21 protein-coding genes and 1 riboswitch are annotated in these 25,846 nt (G+C 67.4%); of the genes, 10 read left to right on the top strand and 11 right to left on the bottom strand.

Annotation, left to right across the window (positions count from 1 at the left end):
* Nucleotides 1-292: 292 nt before the first annotated feature.
* The 4 genes from IFJ75_RS00590 to IFJ75_RS00575 all read right to left on the bottom strand — a co-directional run bounded on the left by IFJ75_RS00590 (nucleotide 293) and on the right by IFJ75_RS00575 (nucleotide 5,919).
* Nucleotides 293-1,678: an O-antigen ligase family protein gene (locus IFJ75_RS00590; protein WP_207870645.1), complete on the bottom strand. Its 1,386-nt coding sequence runs from the start codon at nucleotides 1,676-1,678 to the stop codon at nucleotides 293-295.
* Nucleotides 1,679-1,706: 28 nt separating this feature from the next.
* The gene (locus tag IFJ75_RS00585) at nucleotides 1,707-3,986 is read right to left on the bottom strand and encodes a GumC family protein (protein WP_207870644.1); all 2,280 of its coding nucleotides are present in this window, start codon (nucleotides 3,984-3,986) and stop codon (nucleotides 1,707-1,709) included.
* Nucleotides 3,987-4,021: 35 nt separating this feature from the next.
* On the bottom strand, nucleotides 4,022-5,332 hold the full coding sequence (locus IFJ75_RS00580; protein WP_207870643.1) for an outer membrane beta-barrel protein: 1,311 nt from the start codon (nucleotides 5,330-5,332) through the stop codon (nucleotides 4,022-4,024).
* Nucleotides 5,333-5,430: 98 nt separating this feature from the next.
* Nucleotides 5,431-5,919: a hypothetical protein gene (locus tag IFJ75_RS00575; protein WP_207870642.1), complete on the bottom strand. Its 489-nt coding sequence runs from the start codon at nucleotides 5,917-5,919 to the stop codon at nucleotides 5,431-5,433.
* An 828-nt stretch (nucleotides 5,920-6,747) separates the two neighbouring features.
* Between IFJ75_RS00575 and IFJ75_RS00570 the strand changes: the two genes are divergently transcribed.
* The 3 genes from IFJ75_RS00570 to IFJ75_RS00560 all read left to right on the top strand — a co-directional run bounded on the left by IFJ75_RS00570 (nucleotide 6,748) and on the right by IFJ75_RS00560 (nucleotide 9,778).
* Nucleotides 6,748-7,347 carry a polysaccharide biosynthesis/export family protein gene (locus IFJ75_RS00570; protein ID WP_207932410.1) on the top strand — a complete coding sequence of 200 codons (600 nt, stop codon included), beginning with the start codon at nucleotides 6,748-6,750 and terminating at the stop codon, nucleotides 7,345-7,347.
* A gap of 64 nt (nucleotides 7,348-7,411) precedes the next feature.
* Nucleotides 7,412-8,221, top strand: coding sequence for a metallophosphoesterase family protein (locus tag IFJ75_RS00565; protein ID WP_207870641.1), 810 nt, complete (start codon nucleotides 7,412-7,414; stop codon nucleotides 8,219-8,221).
* 303 nt (nucleotides 8,222-8,524) lie between these two features.
* Nucleotides 8,525-9,778: a hypothetical protein gene (locus tag IFJ75_RS00560; RefSeq protein WP_207870640.1), complete on the top strand. Its 1,254-nt coding sequence runs from the start codon at nucleotides 8,525-8,527 to the stop codon at nucleotides 9,776-9,778.
* Nucleotides 9,779-9,814: 36 nt separating this feature from the next.
* Here the strand turns inward: IFJ75_RS00560 and IFJ75_RS00555 are convergent, their stop codons facing one another.
* The 3 genes from IFJ75_RS00555 to IFJ75_RS00545 all read right to left on the bottom strand — a co-directional run bounded on the left by IFJ75_RS00555 (nucleotide 9,815) and on the right by IFJ75_RS00545 (nucleotide 11,881).
* Nucleotides 9,815-10,375 (bottom strand): HNH endonuclease, encoded by a 561-nt coding sequence (locus tag IFJ75_RS00555; protein WP_207870639.1) that lies wholly within the window; start codon nucleotides 10,373-10,375, stop codon nucleotides 9,815-9,817.
* A 169-nt stretch (nucleotides 10,376-10,544) separates the two neighbouring features.
* On the bottom strand, nucleotides 10,545-11,225 hold the full coding sequence (locus tag IFJ75_RS00550) for a trimeric intracellular cation channel family protein (RefSeq protein ID WP_207870638.1): 681 nt from the start codon (nucleotides 11,223-11,225) through the stop codon (nucleotides 10,545-10,547).
* Nucleotides 11,222-11,881, bottom strand: coding sequence for a DNA-3-methyladenine glycosylase family protein (locus IFJ75_RS00545; protein WP_207870637.1), 660 nt, complete (start codon nucleotides 11,879-11,881; stop codon nucleotides 11,222-11,224). The genes IFJ75_RS00550 and IFJ75_RS00545 overlap by 4 nt, the downstream gene beginning before the upstream one ends.
* Before the next feature lie 68 nt (nucleotides 11,882-11,949).
* On the opposite strand from IFJ75_RS00545, the gene IFJ75_RS00540 reads away from it, so the two are divergent.
* Both IFJ75_RS00540 and gluQRS read left to right on the top strand, forming a co-directional pair.
* The gene (locus IFJ75_RS00540) at nucleotides 11,950-13,083 is read left to right on the top strand and encodes a JmjC domain-containing protein (RefSeq protein WP_207870636.1); all 1,134 of its coding nucleotides are present in this window, start codon (nucleotides 11,950-11,952) and stop codon (nucleotides 13,081-13,083) included.
* A gap of 9 nt (nucleotides 13,084-13,092) precedes the next feature.
* Nucleotides 13,093-13,938 carry a tRNA glutamyl-Q(34) synthetase GluQRS gene (gene gluQRS / locus IFJ75_RS00535; RefSeq protein WP_207870635.1) on the top strand — a complete coding sequence of 282 codons (846 nt, stop codon included), beginning with the start codon at nucleotides 13,093-13,095 and terminating at the stop codon, nucleotides 13,936-13,938.
* Here gluQRS and IFJ75_RS00530 read toward each other — a convergent pair.
* Nucleotides 13,935-14,876 carry a retropepsin-like aspartic protease gene (locus tag IFJ75_RS00530; protein WP_207870634.1) on the bottom strand — a complete coding sequence of 314 codons (942 nt, stop codon included), beginning with the start codon at nucleotides 14,874-14,876 and terminating at the stop codon, nucleotides 13,935-13,937. The genes gluQRS and IFJ75_RS00530 overlap by 4 nt on opposite strands.
* A 152-nt stretch (nucleotides 14,877-15,028) precedes the next feature.
* On the opposite strand from IFJ75_RS00530, the gene thrC reads away from it, so the two are divergent.
* The 3 genes from thrC (at nucleotide 15,029) to IFJ75_RS00515 (ending at nucleotide 19,448) form a co-directional block, all read left to right on the top strand.
* A complete protein-coding gene (gene thrC / locus IFJ75_RS00525) occupies nucleotides 15,029-16,432 on the top strand; it encodes a threonine synthase (protein ID WP_207870633.1) in 1,404 nt (467 codons plus the stop codon).
* A 152-nt stretch (nucleotides 16,433-16,584) separates the two neighbouring features.
* The gene (gene pgm / locus IFJ75_RS00520) at nucleotides 16,585-18,222 is read left to right on the top strand and encodes a phosphoglucomutase (alpha-D-glucose-1,6-bisphosphate-dependent) (RefSeq protein ID WP_207870632.1); all 1,638 of its coding nucleotides are present in this window, start codon (nucleotides 16,585-16,587) and stop codon (nucleotides 18,220-18,222) included.
* 137 nt (nucleotides 18,223-18,359) lie between these two features.
* Nucleotides 18,360-19,448: a helix-turn-helix domain-containing protein gene (locus IFJ75_RS00515; protein WP_207870631.1), complete on the top strand. Its 1,089-nt coding sequence runs from the start codon at nucleotides 18,360-18,362 to the stop codon at nucleotides 19,446-19,448.
* 272 nt (nucleotides 19,449-19,720) lie between these two features.
* On the opposite strand, the gene thrB is transcribed toward IFJ75_RS00515, so the two are convergent.
* Both thrB and IFJ75_RS00505 read right to left on the bottom strand, forming a co-directional pair.
* A complete protein-coding gene (gene thrB / locus IFJ75_RS00510; protein ID WP_207870630.1) occupies nucleotides 19,721-20,671 on the bottom strand; it encodes a homoserine kinase in 951 nt (316 codons plus the stop codon).
* A 3-nt stretch (nucleotides 20,672-20,674) separates the two neighbouring features.
* Complete coding sequence (locus IFJ75_RS00505) at nucleotides 20,675-22,420, bottom strand: amino acid kinase family protein (protein ID WP_207870629.1); 1,746 nt, start codon at nucleotides 22,418-22,420, stop codon at nucleotides 20,675-20,677.
* 439 nt (nucleotides 22,421-22,859) lie between these two features.
* Nucleotides 22,860-22,971, top strand: a riboswitch (SAM riboswitch).
* Between the two features lie 76 nt (nucleotides 22,972-23,047).
* Between IFJ75_RS00505 and metX the strand changes: the two genes are divergently transcribed.
* Together metX and metB are read left to right on the top strand one after the other, a co-directional pair.
* On the top strand, nucleotides 23,048-24,124 hold the full coding sequence (gene metX / locus IFJ75_RS00500; protein WP_207870628.1) for a homoserine O-succinyltransferase MetX: 1,077 nt from the start codon (nucleotides 23,048-23,050) through the stop codon (nucleotides 24,122-24,124).
* Nucleotides 24,121-25,311: a cystathionine gamma-synthase gene (gene metB, locus IFJ75_RS00495; RefSeq protein ID WP_207870627.1), complete on the top strand. Its 1,191-nt coding sequence runs from the start codon at nucleotides 24,121-24,123 to the stop codon at nucleotides 25,309-25,311. The genes metX and metB overlap by 4 nt, the downstream gene beginning before the upstream one ends.
* Here the strand turns inward: metB and IFJ75_RS00490 are convergent.
* Nucleotides 25,308-25,838 (bottom strand): P-loop NTPase family protein, encoded by a 531-nt coding sequence (locus IFJ75_RS00490; protein ID WP_207870626.1) that lies wholly within the window; start codon nucleotides 25,836-25,838, stop codon nucleotides 25,308-25,310. The two genes, metB and IFJ75_RS00490, sit on opposite strands and share 4 nt — an antisense overlap.
* Nucleotides 25,839-25,846 lie beyond the last annotated feature (8 nt).

Below are 25,846 nucleotides of genomic sequence, written 5' to 3'. Positions count from 1 at the left end.
TGTTGCGTCGCAGCATGATTTGATCGTGATCCCGCCTTTTCCCCCGGGACATTCAAGGTTCGTGCCAGAAACCTGTTTCGTTTCGATGAGTTGACCTCATCGAACGGCGATCGCGCGACCGGACGGAAAATGCGCCCCGCCGCCTTGGACCGTCGCGCCGGATCGGCAACGCCGGACCCGGCCCAACAGCCGCGACCTTTCTTGTAGCCGATTGTCTTATCGTGGCGTTTCCCGGCGCCCGCAGCGCGTCCCTATCTTGGGACGCTGACCCGCTCGTCGACGCGGCCGGGCCTCAGCGGCGTCCGAAACTGAACTGACAGCCCAGCAGGAACGCCCAGAAGGCGGCGATCGACGGCACCTGCAGGGCGAAGTCGACGGTGCCGTGAACCAGGATCACCACACTGGCCGCGATCAACCCGCGCAGCAGGGTCTGACCCTTGCGAAGGGTGAACGTCCGCCAGACGGCCACGCCGGTCACCGTCGCGATCAGCAGGAACATCGGAGCCGCGCCCACGATGCCCGCCTCTTCCAGCCACTGCAGATAGACATTGTGCGCGGCCCGAACCGGCCACAGGACCTCGAAATTCTGGTCCGTCATGATCTGGCTGTTCACGTCGGAGAACGAGCCGAGGCCGTAGCCGAACAGAGGCGAGTCCAGGAAGGCCTGCCAGTGCGACGACAGGATGTCCGCGCGCGTCAGCTTGTCGACACCGATGTCCCCGACCCGGCTCCACAGAAGGTCATTGCCGCCCAGCCCCAGGACGACGGCGACGACCAGCAGAACGCCGCCGCCGATGAGCAACGGCAACCGACCGGTCTTGCCGTCGAGAAGCTCCCACAACATCAGCACGACCGCCCCGGTCAGGGTGGCTACGACGCCCATCCGGGATGCGGTCAGCAGCAGACAGGTCGTGGACATCAGCACGCAGGCCAGGGGAATGGCGACGCGGCCGAGCATGCTGGCCGGGTCCAGGCCCCGGGTCTGGCGCCAGTCGCGCAACAGGCTGGCCAGACCGATCACGGTCAGCATGCCGAAGACTGTCGCGGCGCTGTTGGCGCTCAGGAATCCGCCCGAAAGCCGGCCATGCTGCGCCACCATCTGGGAGCCGGACCCGAAGATCGCCAGGGAGATCAGGCCGTAGATCGCGCCCAGCACAAGGACCACGCGCAGGGTCGAACGGGCCCAGCTCTGACGCGCGGACTGCAGGGCGCCGACCATGAAGATACAGGCCAGGCCCAGAAGCTTGCCGATCTCGATCAGGGTCGCCGGCCGGTTGACCGTGATCGAGCCGCCCGGCGCCCCGGCCCAGGCCCAGATCGGGTGGGGGCCGCCGGGCGCGAAAGCCGTCAGGCTCCACAGGGCGACGGCGACCGTCAGACCGAACAGGACGGCGGGCGGCGTCAGGGGCGAGATGTCGTGCAGGCCGCGCCGGACCGCCGGAAAGCCCAGGGCGACGCACAGGCTGACGGCCAGAAGCGTCGAAAGGATCAGGGCCGCCAGCGGCTGGTTCGCTCCGAACACCAGGTGCGCGCCGTACAGCAGCGCCGGAGCCCCGGCCAGGGCCAGCCAGACCCGCCACTCGACCGCCCCGCCCGCGCCTCCCCCGGACGACGTCGACGCCGGCGCGAAGCTGGTGCTGGATCGCCGGCGACGGCGCGAGGAAGAGGTGTCGGTCATGACCCGACTATACGGCGCCGCTTAGGCCTCAGGAAGCGTAGTACTTTTTGTAGTCCGCATAGTAGTAGCCGGCGTCACCGTATCCGTAGCGCGACTGGGCGATCATATCGACCTGGGTCAGGGCGATACCGGCGACATGGGCGCCCGACTGTTCGAGCAGCTTGATCGCCGTGGCGATGGCCTTCTCGGGGGTCTTGCGCCAGCGGGTCAGGAAGACGACGGCGTCGGACTGACCGGCCAGGACACGGGTGTCGGCGACGGCCAGGACGGGCGCGGTATCGAGGATGACCAGGTCGAACTGGCTGCGCAGATGCGTCAGCAGCTGGGTCATGGCCTGCGAGCCAAACACGTCCTTGGGCGTGAAGCTGTTCTTGGCCAGAGGCAGGATCATACAGCCCGAGGGCTCGTCGAGGTGCATGGCGGATTCGAGCGAGGTCGTGCGGTTCAGCACTTCCAGCAGGCCGACCTCGGGCTCGACGCCCAGCAGACGGTTGACGTTGCGGCGGCGAAGGTCGCAGTCGACGAGGATGACGCGGGCGCCGGACTGGGCGGCGACGCGCGCCAGGCTGAGCGAGGTCGTCGTCTTGCCTTCAGCGGGCAGGGCGGAGGTCATGGTGATGACCTGGATGTCCTGGCCGATCCGCGAATAGAGGATCGAGGCGCGCAGGGCGCGGACAGCCTCGGCGAAGCTCGAGAGCGGCCGCTTGAGGATGTAGTCGACCGGGGTCTCGTCGCGATCGACGGCGTCGGCGACCGAGGACAGCATCGGCACCGAACCCAGGTGGGGCAGGTGGAACTTGCGCTCGATGTCGTCGCCGGTGGTGACACCCGAGTCGAGCATTTCGGCGATCACGACGGCGGCCATGCCGGCCGCGATGGCCAGGATCAGGCCGATGGCCAGGTTCAGGCCGATGTTCGGCGAGCTGGGGCCGGTCGGAATGGCGGCGCGCGACACGATACGGGCGTCGGACTGTTCGATGCCTTCCTGCGAGCTGGTTTCCTTGAAGCGGTCGAGGAAGCTTTGATACAGGGTCCGGACGGACTCGGCGTTGCGCTCCAGCTCGTTCAGGCGAACGGCGGCGGCGTTGTTGGCGGCCAGGGTGCCGCGGGCGCCGCCCAGGCTGGAGGCCATGGACTGGGTCCGCTCGCGAGAGACCTGGGCCTGGGCTTCCAGGTTGGAGATGATGCGCTGGATTTCAGCCTGGATCTGGCTGTCGATGTCGGCCAGTTCGCGCTGGGCGCGGAGCATGTCCGGGTGGCGCGGGCCGTAGCGGCTGGACAGGTCAGCGACGCGGCCCGAGACCGTGGCGCGCTGGGCGCGGAGCTGCTGAACCACCAGCGAACCCAGGGCCTCGCCGACGTCTTCGCCGGTCGAACCCCTGGCCAGCTGGGCGCGGGCTGTGCGCAGACGGGCCTCGGCCTCGGCCTGTTGGGTGCGGACACCGGCCAGTTGCTGGTTGTAGGCCGAGATTTCCTGTTCGGTCAGGGAGGCGCCCGACGTGCTCAGCAGGTTGTTGCTGGCGCGGTACTGGGCGACGGCCGTCTCGGCCTGCTCAACCTCGGTGCGCAGCTCGCTCAGACGGCCGTTCAGCCAGGTGTTGGCCTGACGCGTCGCGTCGAACTTGGCTTCCAGCTGTTCCAGCAGGTAGCGGTCGGCGAAGGTGTTGGCGATCTGGGCGGCCTTGGTCGGATCTTCCGAGGTGAAGCTGACGCTCATCACATAGGTCAGGCCGGCACGACGGATCGACAGCCGGTCCAGGACGATGTCGACGACCTTTTCCTTTTCCTTCTGCGCGTCGATCTGGCTCATACGGGCGCGGGCCGCGTCAGGCGCCGCGGCGCCGAAGAGGCTGGCGACCCCGTTCATCACGGACTTGACCGGCCCGGGCTTTCCGAGCGCAGGATTGAATTCCGGGTCGTTCTGCAGCTTGAGCACATCGACGACGCGCTCGGCCAGGTGACGGGATTTCAGAACCTCGACTTCAGTGTCGACCACGCCCGTGTCTGCGCTCAGTCCGGACAGAACCGCCGTGGTGTCGACGACGCTTTCCTTGCGGGTGTCGATCATCAGGTTGGCGGTCGCCGTATAGAGCGGGGTCGCCCGCGCCGTGACGACGACGGTGACGACCAGCACCAGGACGGCGATCGCCGCAAACAGCTTCAGACGGCGACGGAACGTCGCGATCAGCCGATGGATGTCGACGATTTGGGCGATCTGACCCAGGGCGCCACGCGCGCCTCCGCCCCATCCCGCGGGCCCAAAGGAGTTGTTCTCGGGCGCGGGGCGCGGATCGGTGCTGACAGTCATGGACGCTGTTTTACAGTCTAGTTCTTGATAAGCCGTTAGAACTGGGTGACCAGCGAAACCATCAGCTTGTTCATGTCGAAGCTCACGCCGTTGTCGGCGCCGTCCGAGCTCTGCTCGTAGTGGCTGACCGCGACGCTGGCGCCGAGGTGACGGTTGATCAGATAGGTCGCGCTGGCCTGGGCGCCGAAGCGCTTGTCGGTGCGATCGATGCCGTCATAGTCGTCGTTGCCGTAGGTCACCTGACCGCTGAGGATCACGTTGCGCTGCAGTTCGTGATCGACCTGGACGGCGAGGTTGGTCGAGACATAACCGCCCGAGCCGATGATCGCCGAGTCCTCAATGGTGCGGGCGCCGGTGAAGGTGACCGTGGTCAGCTGGGTCGGGAACCATTCCAGCGAGGCGCGAGCGCCCAGACCGCTGAGGTCTTTGTAGACGCTCTCGTCGAAATTCTGCTCGATATAGCCGGCGGCGATTTCACCGCGGGCCACGGCGCCCAGTTCGAAGTTGGCGCCGGCCAGGATTTCGTAGCCCGAGGAGTCGCGGGCGGCGGTCGTCAGGGTCGAGGGCAGGTCGTAGTCGCGGTCGTTGGCGGTCGCCTGGACAAACAGGGCGGTCGCCGGGCTGAGGGCGACGTCGACGCGGCCCGTGAAGCTGGTGTTGGTGCGGTCGCGATCGTCCTGGTCGACGACGACGCCGGCCGAGGTGTAGCCGTCCTCATAGTCGAAGTCGCGGATGTCGGCGCGGCCCGACATCTTGACGCGGCCCGAGGTGCGGGTGGCGGCGATGTAGCCCGAGGCGACGTCGTATTCGATCGGCTTTTCGGACTGCGAGCCCGAGCTGGCCGTGGTGCGAGGCTCGGACTGGTGGCCGAAGCTGGCGCCGCCGACGATGTTCATGGCGCGCGACACGTCCAGGCGCGCGGCGCCGCCCAGGTCGTAGTCGGTGGTGTTTTCGGAGTCGTACTCGGCGTACTGCGAGATGGTCGAGCGGGCGTAAGCCGTGATCGAGCTGCGATTCCAGTCGGTCGAGACGGCGATTTCCGGGCGCAGGCGCAGGATGACGTCGTCGACGGCGCCGGTGGCGGTCGCGAAGACGTTGTCGTTGTACTCGCCGATGATGTCGAGCTTCGGATAGACGGTGAAACCGCCCATCGGCAGGCCCATGGCCTCATACTCGGGGTGGGGCCGGTCGCGGACGGCGACGCTGCGGTCGCGGGCGAACATGTCGCCGGACTGGGCCTGGGCCTGGGCCAGGGTCGACGACGCCGACTGGGCGAGAGCCGTGCCCGCCTGGGCGGCGGCGCCCATGGCGATCAAAACAGTCAGACTTCTGCTAACAATCGACATGAATCATCTATCCCGCCAAGTCAGGCGAGCCCCAAGTTTTTAGAACGTTTATTGTAGTCGTGGCGGGGGCCTGTGTTTCCACAGGCCCCTGCAAGTCTTTAGGTGGTCGGACGGTAGTCCGAGCCGCCGCCGCCGCCGCCCGAAGAGGCGGGCGGGGGAACGGGAGCGCCGCCGCCGGACGAACCGCCCGAGGCCGGAGCGCCGCCGCCCGAGGTGCCGATCGAGGCGACCTGGCTGCTGACGGTGCCGAGAGCCGCAGAGCTCGAGGCCGACAGGGTGCCGTTGGCGGACATGGCGGCGCGAGCTTGCGAAAGCGCGGCCAAGGCCTGTTGCGGCGTCGCGCCGCTGGCGGCGATGGCTTGTTGCACGGCAGCTTCGACCTGGGCGGCGGCGGCGTCGCCGGTGAGACCGGCGGCGGCGGCGGCCGACTGGGCCTGGGTCACGGCAGCCTGGATGCTGACCGAGAGGGCAGCGACGTCGGCTTGAACCGTAGCAGCGAGAGTGACGGCCGGAGCCGCGACGACGGCAAGAGCGCCGACCGAGGCGAGCGCCCGGGACGCCACCGCGAAGATCATGGATTTCATCATGTTGGAGTCCCTCTTAAACTATTGGAAACACAATGCCGAAAAGCGGCATCTTCGTAAAGCCGATCCTTGTTATATCGACGTTTTGCATCGCAACATTCGGATATCTGTGTCCGCCCGGACACTACTTACTGCTTTAAAGCGAATTTTTCTTCCTGTAGCCTGAGCCCGCCTCGACTCCATTAACCGTTGCAGCCTTTTTCCCGGCAGAACCATCGATTGCATCCATCGTTCAGAGATTGCCCTGGTCAGGAGTCATCGTGAAAGGCTCCTCGGAGACTTCTGCACGGGCTCGTAAGTGAAGCTCTCCCCATGCTTGTAAAATAAGGTCAATCTCCAGTAGGTTGTGTCAGCGCCGGACCGTCCAGCGGCGCGCTGTTGCGAGACCTCGTTCAGGCGATGCAGAGCCAGGCCGCCGCCGACATCGGCGCGGCGCCTGTCGCAGTCCGGTTCCCGGCCAGGGCGACGGAGAGCGGAAGGTCAGGCGAGGCGGCCGTCAGGTCGGCCCTCGCCTCTGCTCCGACACTTCGGTCGACGAGAAAAGGACAACGACAGTCGGAGAACGCCCTGAAACGAAGACCTCGCTCCAGCCGCCATGGCGAAGCCTGCGACGAGTACGCCCCCTGCACACGTCACGCCAAGCTTGATCCTGTAGCCGTCTGAAGCCTTCACCGCGATATCCGCGTCGTCACATCCTTACGCTCGTTGAAGCGTTACATTGATATCTTCTTGATGGATTTGTGTGAAAGAGTGAGGAGTTTCGCGTGGGGCTTGTAGCGGTTGGACTGGGCTGACCGATCAGCTAGTGTTGCGGTGCAGCAAGGGGTTTTGATGATGACGTGGCTTCGGGGATTGTTTTTGGGCGCCGTTCTGCTGCTCGGCGTGGCCGGCTGCGGCGGCGGTGGACCCGCGCCCGGCGTGACCGGACCGGTGACGGTCGCGGATCTGCAGGATGCCGGTGTCCGCACCGTGCCGGAATACAAGCTGGGTCCGGCGGACAAGCTGCGCGTCAACGTTTTCGGTGAAGAAGCCCTGACCGGCGAGTTTCTGGTCGGCGGTTCCGGGAAGGTGTCCCTGCCGCTGATCGGCGAAGTCCAGGCCGCGGGCCTGACCATCGCCCAGTTCCAGGAAGAAATCGCCCAAGCGCTGCGCCAAGGATATATCAATGAGCCGCGCGTGAGCGCCGAAGTGCTCAACTATCGCCCGTTCTATATTCTCGGCGAGGTCAACAAGCCCGGCGAGTATCCGTACACCAACAACCTGACGGTGCTGAACGCCGTGGCGACGGCCGAGGGCTTCACCTACCGGGCCGATACGCGTCGCGTCTATATCAAGCGGACGGACTCGGCGGCCGAGCAGGCCTATCCGCTGAACGCAGTGACCCAGGTCGCGCCGGGCGACACCATCCGGATCGGCGAGAGGTTCTTCTGATCCTCTGCGAGCGACACCGAACGTGGGACTTGCCGACGGGGCGGAAAGCTCCGATGTGGCGTCAATGATCGGTTCCCTCTTCCGCAAGACCAAACCCGCCGTCCGGCGCACCGCGAGCGTGCCGGACGGCGCGGTCGTCTGGGCCGTCGGCGATGTGCATGGCCGCGCCGACCTGCTGCTTCCGCTGCTGACCGGGATCGTCAACGACCTGCGCGCGACGAAGCCGGCGCGGCCGATGATCGTGATGCTGGGCGACTATGTCGATCGCGGCGCGGACTCCAGGGGCGTGATCGACCTGCTGTGCCGCCTTTCGGACGTCGAGGACATCGAGACCCATTTCCTGCGCGGCAATCACGAGGAACGGTTTGAGGCCTTCCTGACCGAGCCCGAACTCGGCCCGTCATGGTGCGAGTACGGCGGGCGCGAGGCGCTGCTGTCGTACGGCGTGACCATTCCTGCCCTGAAGGGCGATAGCGAGGGCTGGGTCGAGGCTTCGGCCAATCTGAACGCGGCCCTGCCGGACAGCCATCGCCGCTTCCTGGCGCGCCAGCTGTCGTCCTACGAGATCGGTGACTATTTCTTCGCCCACGCCGGCGCCCGTCCGGGCATTGCCCTGGCCGAACAGTCCGAACAGGATCTGATGTGGATCCGCGGCGACTTCCTGGGCGGGCGCACGCCGTTCGAGAAGGTGGTCGTGCACGGCCATACGCCGGAAGAGGCGGTTCACGCGGACAGCCGCCGGATCGGCATCGACACCGGCGCCTATGCGACCGGGGTGCTGACGGGCCTGCGGCTGGAGGGCGACACCCGCCAGCTGCTCCAGACGCGGACCATGGGCAAGACCGTCGAAACGACGCGCCGCACCATCAGCTAGGCAGTGCGTTTTGAGGTGCGCCGCCTGTCGCGACGTCTTCGTTTTATAACCTTCGCCATAACGCCTACAGTTTGCCTTGTGGCGCAACGGGCCAAATGCCAAGACACAACGCAGACTCTCAGATCGGCCCGTCATGGAAAGCCTGTTCCCACACGCGACTTGCTTGCTCCAGCGGAAGAATACCCTCGTGAGTTGCTCAAGGCGCCCCGTCTTTTCTGGGGCTCTCACACGCGTCGCCATTGGAAATCGGGCCGGGCAGGCCGCTGAAGGTCCCACCCGCTGCTGTATTTCTCGCGTCGATACGTGAGCAATCTGGTCGACCGACTTAAGCCGAGGGTCGCCAAATACGGCCCGGTGGTCATCGCGACCGTCGCGTCGCAGGGCTTCACCGCGCTGTCCTTGCTGGCGCTGACCCTTCTGGGTCTTGGAATTTCGGACATCTATATCGTCGCCCTTCAGGCAGGCAACGGAGCGTTCACGGGCGTGGTCCTGGGCGTCATCTACCCTCTCGCCTTGGGTCGGCCTAACCTGAACCTGTGGCGTCCAATCGCCGTAGCCACATCATTGTTCCAGATCGTTTTTTCGATCGGTTCCTACTGGATATACGTCGACCATGGGGGACCGCCGGAACTCGCCCCCGCCACTGTCGCCACCATATTCGCCGCCTTCGGTTTGGGGGGGGCGGCGCTCTCGTCCATCGGGGTCTATGCCGTTCGAAGCGCCTTGGCCGGACAGCCGATCTTTCTCGCGACAGCCACGCTGCCCTCCAACGCGGTCCTCATTGTATCAGTCCTCGTGGTCTCCCTTGTGCCTGTCGCCAGGCCCATACTGCCCATCGCGCCTGCGGTAATCTGGTGCGTCACCACGATCGTCACGGCAGCCGTTCTTTACTGGCGATACGTGGCCCCCGAGACCCGCGGAAAAATCGAATTCAGTATAAGTCGATACAAAGCAGCCATTATTCACACTCTGGTTTTGCTGACCGGAGTCTTTTCCAGCACCGTTATTCCGACGATCTATATTACGGCCATGTCCCATCTGGTCACCGGAACGGCGACGTTTATCTTCATTGCTTCTCGTATTGGAAACGCCATCATTGGCTTGCTGATCAACTCGGTAATTCTGGTGAACTACCGCTGGTCGGGGGTCGGCAGGAAGATGAGCTCCCTGATCCCCCTCCCCACGATCACCTCGGCGGTCACCCTGTCCGCCGCAGTCGCCATTAGCGCCCACGCCCCCAAATTCATCATCTATTTCATGGTCTTCATTGCATGGGTTTCAGCCTTGGCGGCCCAGCCCGTGGCCACCAGTGAGATCAATTCCCAAAAGCGGCATTGGACACTGGCGTTGAAGGTGGCCATCGACTCCTGCTGCTCTCTGGCAAGCGCGTATTTCCTGCTCCACCACCCGAGCGTGACGGGCTTTTTCGCGGTCAATACGATCTCGCAGCTCATCACCCTCGCGATCTTTGGAGAGGCGCTGAAGTCCAGGGCGACCGTCGCGGCGGCCGTCATCGGCCTGTTCGGCGCAGTGTTCTTCCTCGTCAACGGACAATAGAACTTCCGCCTACGGCCACGGGGATGCGCCTTGGGCCTAGGGCTCCAGCTCGATGTCCCAGTAGAGATAGTCGAGCCAGCTCTGGTGGAGGTAGTGGGGCGGGAAGCGGCGGCCGGCGTCCTGGAGCTGCCAGGCGTTGGGTCGCACCGGCTCGCGGCGGATCGGCATCTGGGCCTGACGCGGAGTGCGGCCGCCCTTGCGCAGATTACAGGGCGAGCAGGCGGCGACGATGTTCTCCCAGGTCGTACGGCCGCCCTGCGAGCGGGGGATGACATGGTCGAAGGTCAGCTCGGTGGTCTGGCTGCAATACTGGCAGGTGAAGCCGTCGCGCAGGAAGACGTTGAAGCGGGTGAAGGCCGGGCTGCGGTCCTGATCGACATAGCTCTTCAGAGCGATGACGCTGGGCAGCTGCATCTCCATGGAGGGGCTGCGCACCACCTTGTCATAGAGGGAGACCACGTCCACGCGGTCCTGATAGACGGCCTTCACCGCCTCTTCCCAAGGCCACAGCGACAAAGGGTAGTAGGACAGGGGGCGGAAATCGGCGTTCAGCACCAGAGCCGGGAAACCGGACGGCGGTCGGGTCAGGACCTGCATCAGGCCCTCCCGCTGTGCTGAGGGGGGTATGAGGCGACAGGACTGAAGACGTGATCTCCTTCCTTATCTGTGATCACACCCTAGGCCCGATTCGACGACGCCGCCATGACGTTCCGACGGCGGAATGATCACGATTTCCGTACGGTCGATCCGTATGACGCCGCGCGTCTCACCCGGCTTTTCGGGGCCGGTCCGGAAAGCCCGGCAGGCTCCAGCCCCATTGCAGGGCGCCCGCGCGCAGGCCGAAACCGCAGACGGCGGCGACGATCGCCGCGGGCCAGGGCGACAGATGCGTCATCCCCAGCGCCTCGGCGCGCAGCACCACATAAACCGTCGCCGCCAGCAGCGCCGCCGAGACGGTGATCTCGCGCCGCAGCAGGATCGAGGGCTGGCCAGCCAGCAGGTCGCGCACCACCCCGCCGAAACAGGCCGTCAGCGCCCCCATGACGATACAGATCAGGGGCGCGGCCCCGACCGCCTCGGCCTTGGCGGCGCCCAGCACCCCATAGGCGCCCAGGCCGATCGCATCCAGCCACAGCAGGGCGCGGAATCGCCAGTCGCGCCGACCGATCATCCAGATGGCCACGGAGGCCGCGATACAGACCCCCACATAGCGCCAGTCCTGAACCCAGAAGACCGGCAGGCCGAGCAGCAGGTCACGCATCGTCCCGCCCCCGACCCCGGTGATGGCGGCGAAGAAGGCGAAGGTGACCAAGTCGTGCTTCTCGCGCGCGGCGGCCAGGGCGCCGGTGGCGGCGAACACCGCCACCCCCGCGAAATCCAGCACCGACAGGAGCCGTTGCGGATCGGCGAGGACCCTGGCGGTCTCGGCGTCGACCAGCGGCGTCATGCGCCCTCCCCTGTCTTCAGTTCTTCCAGCGCGATCTCGCCACGCTTCACCGCGCCATACCAGCCCCATAGCAGATGCGCCGCCACGCTGCGGTGCGGGGCCCAGCGTTCGGCCCGGATATAGGCCTGTTTCTCATTGGGCCGAAGCGCGGCCCCGTCTGCCCAGCGCATTGCCTCCTGCAGGGCGATGTCCCCGGCCGGGAAGACGTCGGTGCGGCCCTCGCAGAACATCAGGAAGGTCTCGGCGGTCCAGCGGCCGACGCCCTTGATCGCCACCAGGGCCGCGGTCGCCTCGGCGTCGGACAGCCGGCCCAGATGATCGAAGTCGATCCGCCCTTCGGTCTGGGCGCGGGCGATCTCATGGGCGTAGCGGGCCTTCTGTCCCGACAGGCCGAAGGACCTCAGTGTCTCGATGTCGCGCGCCAGCACGGCCTGGGGCGTGACGACGCCCTCCAGCCCGTCCACGGTCCGTTTCCAGATGGCGGCGGCCGAGGCGAGCGACACCTGCTGTTCGACGATCATCCGGAACAGGCCTTCGAAGCCGCCGATCCGGGTGCGCCAGTCGAAGATGGGCACGTCGGCATGGGCGCGGGTGAGCGTCGGATCCGCCGCGATCAGGGCGAGACGGGCGGCGGCAATGGCTTCGGGGGTGGTCATGCAGGGCGAGCCATCAAGGGCCAGGGCCAGGTCGACAGGAAGCGCCGGCCGCTCTAGCGTTCGGCGCGATGAACAGTCTGGACGAACTTCTGCATCCGATCACCCCCGATCGGTTCCTGGCCGACTACTATGGCCGAAAGCCGCTACATATTCCGGCGGAGGCAGGGACTTCGAGAGCGGCCCTGACCGACTGGACCGAGTTCAACGCCCTGTTGTCCCAGACCCCGAACTGGACGCCCGAGACCCTGAAGCTGGTCATGAACGGCGCAGGCATTCCGCCCGAGTTCTATTGCGAGGACACCGACGGCCCGGCCGGAAAGCGGCTGAGGCCCGCGCCGGCCAAGGTCGAGGTTTTCCTGTCGAGCGGCGCCAGCCTGGTGGCCAACGACATCCAGGGCCTGACCCCGAAACTGAGGGCGCTGTCCGAGGGTCTGGGCCACGCCTTCTCGGGCAAGGTGGGCGCCAACGCCTATCTGTCCTTCGGAGGGATGAGGGCCTTCACCACCCATTTCGACCTGCATGAGGTCTTCGCCGTCCAGGTGGAGGGCGAGAAGCGGTGGCGGCTCTATGAGAACCGGGCCGAGAACCCGGTCGGCTTCCCCGTGCCGGACAAGGAGCTGATCGGCTGGTTCGAGCGCACGCGCGGGCGGCCGATGGTCGAAGTCCATATGAGGCCGGGCGACGTCCTCTATGTGCCGCGCGGCTGGTATCACGACGCCATGGCCCAGCCGGGCGCCTCGCTGCATGTGACCTTCTCGGTAACCCCGCTGCATGGCGGCGCCCTGTTCGGCCTGCTCGAGACGCTGGCGCTGGAGGACCCGGCGTTCCGCGCCTGGCTGGAGCCGGCGGAGGCGGACGCCGGCGAGGCCCTTGCGCGCCAGCTGGCCGACCTGGGAGGCAAGCTCACCGCCCTCGCCCAGGACCCGCGTCTGGCGAGCGCGGTCGCCATCGCGCAGCAGAAGCTCATCGACCGCCCGCCGGCCTACGGCCTGCCGCATCGCAAACCCCTGACGGGCTATCGGCGCACGACCGTCCCGCCGCCGCCGTTCACCGGACCGGTCGCCGTCGCCATGCAGTGGGCCTTCGGCCAGCCGGATTTCGCCATCGAAGACCTGCGCGCCCAGTTCACCTTCGTCGCCACCGAGGCCATCGACGCGGCGGTCGAGACGGCGCTCAAGGCCGGCGCCCTGACCCGGGCCTGACGCCCGACCATGGTCTTCGTCACCCGTTTCGCCCCCTCGCCCACAGGCTATCTGCACAAGGGCCATGCCTTCTCGGCCCTGACGGCCTGGTCGGCGGCGCAAGCGGTCGGCGGTCGGTTCCTGCTGCGCATAGAGGACACCGACTTCACCCGCTGCCGCCCGGAGTATGAGGCCGCCGTGATGGAGGATCTGGCCTGGCTCGGGCTCGACTGGGAGCAACCGGTGCGCCGTCAATCCGAACACCGGGCCGAGTATGACGAAGCCCTTCAGCGGCTGCGGGACATGGGCGTCCTCTATCGCTGCTTCCGGACGCGGAAAGAGCTGATGGCCCTGGCGGGCGTTGCGCCCCATGCCGACGATCCGAACGACCCCCACGCCTTCAGCTACGGGCCCCACTCCGCGGCCGAGGAAGCCGAACGGCTGGCGCACGGCGAGGCCTTCGCTTGGCGGCTGTCGCTCGGCGCGGCGCGCGACCGGCTGGGCGATCTCCATGCCCTGACCTGGATCGAGGAACGGGTCAGGCCGGGCATCCATCATGCCGAACCCGAGCGGCTGGGCGACATGGTGGTGGGGCGAAAGGATATCGGCGCGGGCTATATCATCGCCGCAGTCCTGGACGACGCCCTGCAGGGGGTGACCCATGTCATCCGCGGCGAGGACCTGATCGAGGTCACTTCGGTGCAGCGGGTGCTGCAGGCCCTGCTCGACCTGCCGACCCCGGTCTATCGGCACCACCCGCTGCTGCTGGGGCCCGACGGCAAGCGCTACGCCAAGCGGGACAAGTCGGTGACCCTGGGTGAGATCCGCGCCTCCGGCGTCACGCCCGACGCCCTGCGCGCCGAGCTGGGCTTCTAGTCGCCGATCGTCAGGTCCAGCTCGCGCGAGGCCCACATCCGCCCGCCGCCGAGGTCGAGCAGGACGCGTCGGCCGACGAACGCCTCCATTCCGATCAGGGCGTCCGGGAAGCCCGGCAGGGCGACATCGCCGAAGATGGCGATCTCGGCGCTCTCATAGATCTGATCGGCGAAGGTCAGGCTGCGGACCTCGACGAGAGTGGACTCCATCGACCCGCCCAGCACCAGGCTGGACCCGCGACGCCGCTCGCGTCCATCCAGCAGGCCGGCCGAGGCCGCGGCCGACCGGCTGAGCGCCAGCAGCGAGGAGGAGCCGGTGTCGATCACCGCCTCGACCCGGGTTCCCTCCACCACCACCGTCGTCCGGAGCGCCTTGCCCGCACGATGCACGTTCACGGGCCGGACCTCGGTCGGGGGCGAGGCCTCGCGCGGCAGGAAGCGGACCCGTCGGTGGGCGGGATCGAGGTCCACGATGATCTCGCCCAGCACGTCCTGCCCCAGGATCAGCGCCGTCCCTAGACCATCGTCGGAGGCCAGTTGGCCGAGATCGAGGATGGCGGTCCGAAGCCTGTCGATGCGCGTCCCGCCGACGGCGACATCCAGCGTCACACCCTTGCCGATCTGGGCCTGACCGCCGACGCCGTAAGCCAGGACCGGCATGTCGAAGGTCTTGACCGCGCCGAGCGCCTTCACCCAGTCGCGGTCGATCACCGAATACTGGGCCCCGCTGTCGATCAGGGCGCGGACGGGCCGGCCGTTCAGCCGGACATCATCCACGGTCGGCACATTGGCGCGATCATCGGCGAAGGGCAGCCATTCCGGTTCGGGCGGCAGGACGATGTCGGGCCGACGCCACAGGACATGGTCGCGGAACCACCAGGCGGCGCCGACCGTGGCCCCCACGGCGCCCAGCCGGATCAGAAGATCCCTTCGGTTCATTCAGCCGACCTCATGACCCATGACATGGCGGGTTCACGAGGCCCGCGCCAGCCCGCAAAACGCATCGCGCCCGTATGGGAGCAAATATGGTCGCCGCTTTCAGGCGAAATGCGGGTGACGGCGGCGCTTGGGCTGGGTACGACCAATCCATCATGACCGACGCCGCCGCCCGCTACATCTCGACCCGTGGGGACACGACCCCGACCGATTTCGCCGACGCCCTGCTACGCGGCATGGCCCCCGACGGCGGCCTCTACATGCCCTCGGCCTGGCCGACCCTGCCGGCCGGGGCGACGACGCCTGGCCAGTCCTATGTCGAGATCGCGAAGGCGGCGATGGCGCCCTATATCGGCGACGCCCTGCCCGAAGGCGCGCTGGATCGGGCGCTCCAGAAACTGGTCGCCGGCTTCGACGATCCGGCGGTGACGCCTCTCGTCCAACTGGCCGACGACCTGTGGATGCTGGAGCTGTGGCATGGCCCGACGGCGGCCTTCAAGGACCTGGCCATGCAACTGGCCGCCGCCCTGTCGGAGGAGGCCTTGGCCGCCTCGGGCGAGCGGCTGACCCTGGTCACGGCGACCAGCGGCGACACCGGCGCCGCCGCCGTCAACGCCTTCGCCAACACCGCCGGAATCGATCTGATCGTCCTGCATCCGCTGGACCGTGTCTCCGCCGTCCAGCGCCGCCAGATGACGACGGTCGAGGCCGACAACGTCCTGAACCTGGCCATCCGCGGCGACTTCGACGACTGCCAGCGACTGGTGAAGGGGCTGCTGTCCGAGGAATCCCTGCGCGAGCGCGGCCGCTTCTCCTCGGTCAATTCGATCAACTGGGCCCGTCTGGCGGGACAGATTCCCTACTATGTCTCCGCGGCCATGCAGCTTCAGGCGGCGGGCGAGAGCCGGGCCCCGACCTTCGTCGTCCCGACCGGCAATTTCGGCGACGCCTTCGCCGGCATCGCGGCGCGCAAGATGGGTCTGCCGGTCGCGGGTTTCGTTGCGGCGGTGAACCAGAACGACGCCCTGGCCCGCGCCATCAACGACGGCCTCTACGCCAGGCGCGCGGCCGTGGAGACGGCTTCGGTGTCCATGGACGTCCAGGCTCCGTCGAACTTCGAACGGCTGGTGTTCGAGGCCTCGGGCCGCGACCCCGCCGCCACCCGCGCCGTATTCGAAGCCTTTGCCCGCGACGGCCAGACCAGCCTGCCCGCCGACCTCCTGGTCGCCCTGCGCGCTGAGGTTTCGGCCGTCTCGGTCGACGAGGCGACGACCCGCGCCGAGATCGGCCATGCCTATGAAACCTGGGGCAAGGTCGTCTGCCCCCACACCGCCGTGGCCCTGTCGGCGGCGCGGCGTCAGCTGAACGGATCCGGCCCCGTCGTCGCCCTGTCGACCGCCCACGCCGCCAAGTTCGGCAAGGACGTCGTTCCTGTGGTCGGCTTCGATCCCGACCCGCCCCACGTCATCCGCGCACTGGGCGACCGCCCCGAACGCCTGACCGTCATCGAAGCCACCCCCGAGGCGGCGCTGGATGCGGTGAGAGGTTTCCGCAGCTGAGGCCCCGAACCGCTCCGGGCGAGCGCCCGGCAACGAGAAACTGAGATAATTCGGCCGCTTCCGACACGTTGGAGACGGCTTTGGGCGATGGCGCCTTGCACATTCGGTGACGGTCGTTACGCCAGATTGAACATCGATCGAGATAGCAAATCATGCACGCGCGCGCCGGACGCCCCGCCGAAGACTCCGACCTGGTCGATCTGGAGGCATTGGTCGAAACCTATTACGCCACCAAACCTGACGCCGATAATCCGGGACAGCGGGTCGCCTTCGGAACCTCCGGGCATCGAGGATCCAGCCTGGATGGCGCGTTCAACGAAGATCATATCCTCGCCGTCTGCCAGGCCATTGCGGAATACAGAAAGGATCACGGCGTAACGGGTCCTCTTTATCTGGCTCGAGACCCTCACGGCCTTTCGGAACCGGCCTGGCGCAGCGCTCTGGAGGTCTTCGTCGCAAACGACGTCATTGTGCAGATTGACGCCCGCGACGGCTTCACGCCGACGCCTGCCGTGTCGCGGGCGATCCTGAACCACAACAGTCGCGGCGGTTCGCTGGCGGACGGCGTGCTTCTGACGCCGTCCCACAATCCGCCTCGGGACGGAGGGATCAAGTACAATCCGCCCTCTGGTGGGCCGGCCGATTCCACCGCCACATCCGCTATCGCGGCCCGCGCCAACGCCTTGATCGCGGGTGGCCTGTCCGAGGTTCGCAGGGTTCCCTTTTCGAAGGCGCTGCAACACGCCGCGCGTCACGATTTTCTCGCGCAGTACCTCGACGATCTTCCGGGCGCGATTGATCTCGAATCGATCCGCGCTTCCGGCATCCGCATCGCCGTGGATCCCCTCGGCGGGGCTGCGATCGACTATTGGGGGGCGATCGCCGAGCGATATGGCCTGGATCTCACGGTGGTCAATCCGCTCATTGACCCGAAATGGGCCTTCATGCCGTTGGACAATGACGGCAAGATCCGGATGGACTGCTCCTCATCGGCCGCCATGGCGAACGTGGTGCGGATGATGGCGACCGAATCCGGTTTCGATCTCGCCATCGGGAATGACGCGGATGCCGATCGCCACGGGATTGTGACGGCGGACGGGGGCTTGATGAACCCCAACCATTTCCTGTCGGTGGCCGCGTCCTACCTCTTCGCTCACCGCCCTCACTGGAGCCCGGGCGCGGCCCTGGGCAAGACGCTCGTCTCTTCGTCGATGCTGGATCGCGTCGCCCAGGGGCTTGATCGGCCTTTGCTGGAGGTCCCCGTCGGGTTCAAATATTTCGTGTCGGGCCTGCTTGATGGCTCCGTGGGCTTCGGCGGAGAAGAGTCCGCAGGCGCTTCCTTCTTGCAACGCGACGGCTCCGTGTGGTCCACCGACAAGGACGGCCTGCTGCTCGGACTTCTGGCGGCCGAAAGCCAGGCTCGGACCGGCAAGAGCCCCAGCCAGCTCTACGAAGCGCTGACGGAACGGTACGGCGCTCCCGCGTACGCTCGCGTGGACGCGCCTGCGAACCGTACGGAGAAGGCCCGCCTGACAGCCCTCGGACCGAACGATATCGCCACGCGTGAGCTCGCGGGTGAACCGATCATCGATGTCCTGGACAAGGCTCCCGGAAACGGCGAAGCCATCGGGGGCATCAAGGTCGTCACGAAAAACGCCTGGTTCGCAGCACGGCCTTCGGGCACCGAGGACGTCTACAAAATCTATGCGGAATCTTTCCTGGGTCCTCTGCACCTCGCCGAGGTTCAGGCCGCGGCAAAGGATGTCGTCGATGCGGCTCTGTCCGCCTGACGGACGTCGCCGATATGAGCCGGAGTTTCCCTCCGCCGGGCACTAACCGACTGCCTCCACGGGATTCTTTCGACAAATCGAACAAGGTCGGATACCGATGGTGAATCGCGTGTGGGGCGTATCGGCGGTAAGCGACAGTGTCAGAGAGTTCAGTCAAGCCGGATCAGTCCAGGCCAGACAAGGCGCTGAGCGTCGCCTGGGCCATCTCGTCCGAGAAGCAGCCGGACGCCTATGAGAGCTATCGCGCTACGATATCGGAGCTCTACGACGTCTCAGGCGTCGCCGATAACGGCCGCGTCGGCTTTCGCAGCCAGACCACGGCCTGGCGGTTCGGAGCGGCGACCTTCGCGCGCGGACGCTCGGTCCCCCAGACCCTGACGCGCAACGCCAGCGAGATCCGCCGCTCGGGCCTCGACCACATCAGCATCATCGTCAACCTGACCGATACCCGGGGCGACTGCGACGGGCGCGAGACCATCGCCCCGGCCGGTTCCGTGCAGTTCCGCGATCTGTCCCGCCCGTCAGCCTCCAGGGCGGACACCATCGACACGATCAACCTGGTCACACCCCGAACCTCGGTGCCGTCCTGGCTTCTGGGGCGCAAGATCCACGGCCTGGTCCTGCCCCCCAACAGCCCCGGCGGGCGGCTGGTGGCCTCTCACCTGAAGACCCTGGTCGATGTCGCTGGAGACCTGACCGAGGAGGAAGGCGGGGCGGCCATCGAGGCCACTTTCGTCATCGCCGAACGCTTCCTCGGTCGCTCCGGCCCGGTCTCGCCGGTCCATCTGGAGAGCATTCATCGCACCATCCGCCAGCGCGCCATGCAGGTGTTCGACGCCCGCGCCGCCGACCCGACCCTGAACGTCAATGAGGTGGCCCTGTCGATCGGCGTGTCGCGCAGCGCCCTGTATCGCGCCTTCGGCGACATGGGTGGGGTTCAGACCTATGTGCTGAACCGACGGCTGGACCGGGCCTATGCCGACCTGCGCATCAACGGCGGCGGCCGCCTGGCCAATATCGAGGACATCGGGCGGCGCTACGGCTTCGGCTCGCGGCCCAGGTTCGATCGCGCCTTCCGCGACCGCTTCGGCTTCCCGCCCACGGAGGTGGCGCCGGTCGGATTCGTCGGACGCGGCGCGCCCCTGGCCGCCAATGAGGAAGGCTATCTGGACGGCGCGGCCCACGACGTCGTCGTCGACTGGCTGCGTCGGGGGGAAGCGGCCTAGAATCCTCCTGCGATCCGGAATCGGCCGGGCCGCTAGGCTCCGATCGGTCCGAGGAAGCGGGCGAACAGCCAGACAAGTGCGGAAAAGGCAGCGATGACCAGCAGAGCGGCGGCGGTCTCGAGGGCCGCACGGACATAGTCGTTTCTCATCGTCTCGTCCGCACCACAGTTCATCCTTGGACGTCAGTATCGCAAAGAGGGCTGCACCGCGACAGGCCATGTGGGATTGCAGCCCACAGAACTGCGGAGCCCCTGTCCGATTTCGCCTGGAACCTAGGCGGCCTCGGTCACCCGCCAGTAGGCCGTGCGGCGGAAGAAGGCGGCCGGGTCCTTGGGCGTGACCAGTTTGGTCGGGTCGTGGAAGATCCGGTCGTGCAGCCGGGTCAGGGTGAAGCGCAGGGCCGCCGCCTCGCCGAGCAGCGGCAGGGCCTTTTCCTCGGTCCAGGTCAGCAGCCGCACCGATTCATAGCCGCGCCGAAAGGCCTCGACCGCGCCCGGGATCTCATGCCCCTCCCCGTCGAAGCCCCAGGCCGTCAGGGCGATCGCCAGGTCATAGGCGAAGGGGCCGTCGCAGCCAAAATAGACATCGATCACGCCCGACACCTGCCCGCCTTCGAACAGGACATTGTCGGGAAAATAGTCGGCGTGGATCGCGCCCGACGGCAGGTCGTCCGTGAACGGATCGCCGATCCGCTCCAGCGCCTGACGGCAGTCGGCGACGAGCTGGCGGTCCTCGGCCGTCGCCGCGCCCGAGGCCGACCGGTCGAGCAGAACCTTCCAGACCAGCGGCCCGACCGGATTGGCGCGGCGACCGGCGAAACGGCGGGCCGACAGATGAAAACGGGCCAGGGCCGCCCCGGCGCGGGCGACCTCGTCTGGCGACGGTTCCCGCAGCCAGGCGCCGGACAGCCATTCGACCACCGCCGCCGGACGACCGTTCAGCTCGCCGATCCACTGGCCGTTGCGATCACGCAGGGGCCGCGCCGCCGGATAGCCGGCCGCGCCCAGATGGTCGGTCAGACCCAGGCAGAACGGCAGGGAGGCGGCGTCGGTCCGTCCCTCGAACAGGGTCAGGACGAACCGGCCCGAGGTGGTCTCCAGCCGGTAGTTGGTGTTCTCCACCCCCTCGGCGATGGCGTGCAGCGACACGAACTCGCCCGCGGCCGGATAGCCGCCGACGAAGGCCCGCGCCTGATCGTCCGAAACCGGGGTGAAGACCGCCATGACCTAATGATACCCGAGCGCGGCGTGGCGCGCGCGCACGATATCGGCGACGTCGGCCAGCACGCTCTCCGTCGTCGGCCAGCGCCCGGCGCCGCGGCCCTTGCACGACCAGACCCGGCCGTCCTCGCCATAGACCTTGAGCGCATTGCGTTCGCCGCGCAGGGCCAGGAACAGCGGATCCTCAAGCTCGCGGTCGAGCAGGACCGTGGCGTCGAGACCGGCCTCGGACTTCACGCAGGCGCCGATCTGGCGCACGGGCGCGCCGTTGGGCTTGAAGGCGTCCGACAGGACGTCGCAGGTGATCGTGCCCTCGCCCGGCGTCTCGCCGAAGGCTTCGTAGGACAGCAGCCGCACCTTTGCTGCGGCGTCGCGGCCTTCCAGATCCGAGGACGGATCTTCTTCCGCAAAGCCCGCCACCCGGGCGTCGGCCAGGGCGTCGGCGAAATCGGCGCCGGCGCTGAGCCTGTCCAGCATGAAGTTGACCGTGCCGTTGAGCACGGCCTCGAAGCGGGTGACCGGACCGGCCTGACGCGCGGCGCGCAGGGTCTCGATCATGGGGGCGCCGCCGCCGACCGCCGCCGAATAGACCAGCAGGGCCTTGTGCTGATCGGCAAGGGCCTGAAGCCCGGCGGGATCACGGCTGATGGCCTGTTTGTTGGCGCTGGCCACGTCGATCCCGGCCTGAAGGGCCTCGCGGATCAGGTCGTGACCGGCCTCGCCCTCGGACAGGGCCTCGACCAGCAGATCGGGCTTCTCGGCGAGGAATGCCGCGCGGTCCGAGGTGTAGAGGTCCGACGGCGCCGCCACGTCGCGCACCTTCTTCGGATCGCGCACCAGAACGCCCGTGACCTGATAGCGGGGATCGCCGAGCAACCGGGCCAGAAGCCCGCCGCCGACCACGCCGCAGCCGGCGATGGCGACGCGGATCGGGGCGTCGGGGACCGAGGGTCCGGGGGGCGCCGAGTGGTCGCCGACCACCGTGCCGCCGGCGCGCGCCAGACCGGCGACCTCGATCTCCACGCCGCGCTGCTGGCCCAGATCGATGGCGTCATGCTGGACCAGGGCGCCGCCGTGACGGCGCGCATCGTCCCACGAGGCCCGACGATAGCGCAGCGGCTTGCCTGAGGCGGCGGCAGGGTCCCGGTCGTAGAGACCGTCCACATCCTTCACCAGGCGGACCCGCTTCAACCCCAGCTCGGCCGCGAGGAAGACCGCCGTCATGTCCGAACCGCCGCGTCCCAGCAGCGCCACCTTGCCGTCCGGCCGCACCGCACCGAAGCCCGGCGCCACCACCACCTGATGCTCGGCCAGCGCCTTCAGAAGCGCGCCGCTCTTGAGGTCGCAAGGGTGGGCGTGTTCGGCCGATCCCTCGGCGACGATGCCCAGTTCGCGGACGGACAATGCAACGGCGTCCAGGCCGATCCGGTCGCAGGCGATGGCCGTCAGGGCGGCGGCCTGTTCCTCGCCGAGCGCCACATAGCCGGGCAGCAGATCGTTCTCGTGGTCGAGGCCCAGCAGGCGGGCGTCGGCCAGAAGCCGGTCGGTCTGGCCGCCGAAGGCCGAGACCACCGCCACCACCTTCCGCCCCGCGCGGACGTGGCCATAGACCTCCGACGCCACCGCCGGCGCATCGGCCTGTGAGCGCAGGATCGAGGAGCCGAACTTGAGCACCACGACGTCGAGCGCGGCCCCCTGTTCGGCGGCGGGTTTGAGAGGGTCGGATTTCTGAACGACGGAGAGGTGGGACATTTTCGATCTCGGAGCAGGGTGGTGGTGCGGAAAATCGGGTGATGCGGCGGGGCAAGAAAAAACCCGCCCGGGGGTCCGGGCGGGTCTGGGTTGGTGCTTGTCGGTTCCGACGCGCGCTAACCTGTCCCCGCCCGCGAGGGGCCGGTGATGGTCATACCGCCGGTGGTGGTGAGCGCAGGCGAGCCCGTCCGCGCCGTCACTGCGGCGGCGGTGCTAATCGAAATGGCGAGAAGGCCAGAACGGGACACGGGGTGAACCTTGCGAAAATAGTTGCCTAAGGGTGTCGGGCCTCTGCGTCGCCGTCAACCCCATCGTGGAAGTTTTTTGCGCGTTATCGCGTTTCGGCGAGTATAGGGCAGCAGACCGGCAGAGCTGTTACGCGGGTATGCGGTGGATTTTTCCGCTTGACCTGAACCCCCGTTTTGCCTCACGGTTGGATTACTCATCAAGACCGACCGAGGGATAGGCCCTTTGACGTCGGGGCAACCATCGGATTCCGTCCGAACGGTGCCAACTCCTGCGAGACCTTTCGGGGTCGCGAGAGATGAGTGGAGCGTCGGTAAACGGCGGCGCATCCACCCATCTGTCACCGCATCGGGTCCTTGCTGGGCGGGACTGATGCAGACGATGGCCTTCGATACCGAAACCACCGAACCCGAATGTACCCTGGACGGCGATGTCGCGCGTCTGGAGCTCAAGCCGCGCACCTTCGTGCCGGATCTGCGTCGCATCCGACAGGGCAACGCCGTCGACATCAGCGTCGAAATCCCCGCCGATTTCCGCCTGCAGTCGGGCCAGAGCCTGAACCAGACCACGGTCACCGGCCGGCTCCATGGCCGCGAAGGGGCGCCCCTGGTCGTCGTCGCCGGCGGCATCTCGGCGGGCCGTTTCGTCCACCGCACCGAGACCAACGGCCTGGGCTGGTGGTCGGACGCCGTCACCGCCGGCGGCCCGATCGACCTGCGCCGCTGTCAGGTCCTGGCCTTCGACTACGCCCCCGGCGCTGACGCCGAGGGCGCCGAAGCCGTCACCATCACCACCCACGACCAGGCCCGCCTGTTGGCCCTGCTGCTGGATCACCTCGGCGCCGAGACCGTGGCCGCCGTGGTCGGCTGCTCCTACGGCGGCATGATCGCCTTGGCCTTCGGCGAGCTGTTCCCGCGCTGGGCCGAGCAGCTGATCGTCGTCTCCGCCGCCCACCGCGCCCATCCGCAGGCCACCGCCTGGCGCGGCATCCAGCGCCGCATCCTGAAGCTGGCAGTCGAGGCCGGCCGGCCCGAGGACGGCGTCGCCCTGGCCCGCGAACTGGCCATGACCACCTATCGCACCGCCGAGGAATTCTCGGAACGATTCGCTGCCACCGCCCCCCTGGCCGCCGGTCAGGCCTATCCGGTCTGCGAATATCTGACCGCGCGCGGCGTGGCCTACCGCACCCACACCACCCCCTCGCGCTGGTTGTCGATGTCCGACTCGCTGGACCGCCATTCGGTCACGCCCGAGGCCATCACCACCCCCGTCACCCTGGTCGGCTTCACCTCCGACCGACTGGTGCCGATCGACGACATCCGCGAACTCGCGGCCCGCCTGCCCACCCTGTGGCGTCTGGTCGAGGCTCCGTCCCTGTACGGCCACGACGCCTTCCTGAAGGAGGACGCCCTCGTCGGCGACATCCTCCGCTCCGCCCTCAAGGATATCGACCAGTGACCCGTACCGCCCGCACCGCAAAAGACATCCGCACCATCTGCGCCCGCTCGGGCGTGGATCAGGATTCGGCGCACGGCGCGGTCATGCCGCCGCTCTATCTGTCATCCAACTATTCCTTCGCCGGCTTCGACCAGAAGCGGAAATACGACTACGCCCGCTCGGGCAATCCGACCCGCGACGTCCTGGCCGAAACCCTGGCCGAGCTGGAAGGCGGCGCCGGCTGCGTGGTCACCGCCACCGGCATGGCCGCGGTCGATCTGCCCCTGTCGCTGCTCTCGCCGGGCGACCTGCTGATCGCTCCGCATGATTGCTATGGCGGCACCCATCGCCTGCTCTGCGCCCACGCCCGCAAGGGTCATTTCGAGGTCCTGTGGGTCGACCAGGGCGATCCGGAAGCCCTGGCCGCCGCCTTCGCCCTGAACCCGAAACTGGTGCTGGTCGAGACCCCGTCGAACCCCCTGCTGCGCGTCGTCGACATCGCCGACATCTGCGTGCGCGCCCATGCCGTGGGCGCCAAGGTGGTCGCCGACAACACCTTCCTGTCGCCGGCCCTGCAGCGCCCGATCGAACTGGGCGCCGACATCGTGGTCCATTCGACGACAAAATACATCAACGGCCATTCCGACGTGGTCGGCGGCGCCGTGATCTCGGCCGATCCGGCCGATCACACCGAACTGGCCTGGTGGGCCAACTGCCGCGGCGTGACCGGCGGCGCCTTCGACGCCTATCTGACGATGCGCGGCATCCGCACCCTGTTCACCCGCATCGAGCGGCAGCAGGAAACCGCCGGCCACGTCGCCGCACTGCTGGAAGCTCATCCGGCGGTGCAGGCCGTCCACTATCCGGGTCTGAAGTCGCACCCGAACCATGCCCTGGCCGCCCGCCAGCAGCAGGGCCCGGGCGCCATGCTCAGCTTCGAACTGGTCGGCGGCGTTGAGGCCGTCCGCACTCTTGTCGAGACGCTGGAGACCTTCACCCTGGCCGAAAGCCTCGGCGGCGTCGAAAGCCTGATCGCCCACCCCGCGACCATGACCCATGCCGCCATGACGCCGGAAGCCCGCGTCGTCGCCGGCATCACCGAGGGCCTGCTGCGCCTGTCAGTGGGTCTGGAGCATCAGGACGATCTGATCGCTGATCTGGTCCAGGCGCTGGACGCCGTCTCGGTCGAACAGGCCGAAGCCGCCTAAACGCGGGTGAGCCCGTTGGCGCGGTAGAAGGCGTCCAGCGCGGCGGGCGTCGCCAGCCGGATCTTCGGCAGGTCGAAGCCCTCGAAGGCGAGGCGATTGCGCTTGCGGTTCAGGCGGGTGGTGACGGCGATGTGGTGGATCATCACCCACTTCACGCTGTCGCGCCCGCCGTCCAGTCCGCCCACCCGACCCCGCTCGAACCAGCTGCGCCGCGCATAGCGATACAGGCTGACGGCCGTCGGCAGCTCGATCCGGATCGCCCCCGTCGCCCGCGCCAGCCGCGACGGCAGCAGGCGCGAATAGTTGCCGTCCATCACCCAGCGCTCGCCCGCGACGGCCTCTTCGTGCAGACGCGCAAACTCTTCCGGCGGACGCTGAACCCAGTCGGTCCCCGGCAGATGGTGAAGCTGATCCAGATGCACAGCCTCAAGCCCCCGCGCCCGGGCGATGGCCTCCGCCAGCGTCGACTTGCCGCTGTTCGATGGTCCGAGAATGAGGATGCGCGGACCGAGGTCGTCGAGGGTCATGCCAGCAG

The organism is Brevundimonas goettingensis (genome assembly GCF_017487405.1).
Taxonomy (GTDB): domain Bacteria; phylum Pseudomonadota; class Alphaproteobacteria; order Caulobacterales; family Caulobacteraceae; genus Brevundimonas; species Brevundimonas goettingensis.
The sequence above is the reverse complement of the archived record's forward strand: the minus strand, read 5'-3'. Positions and strand labels throughout refer to the sequence as shown.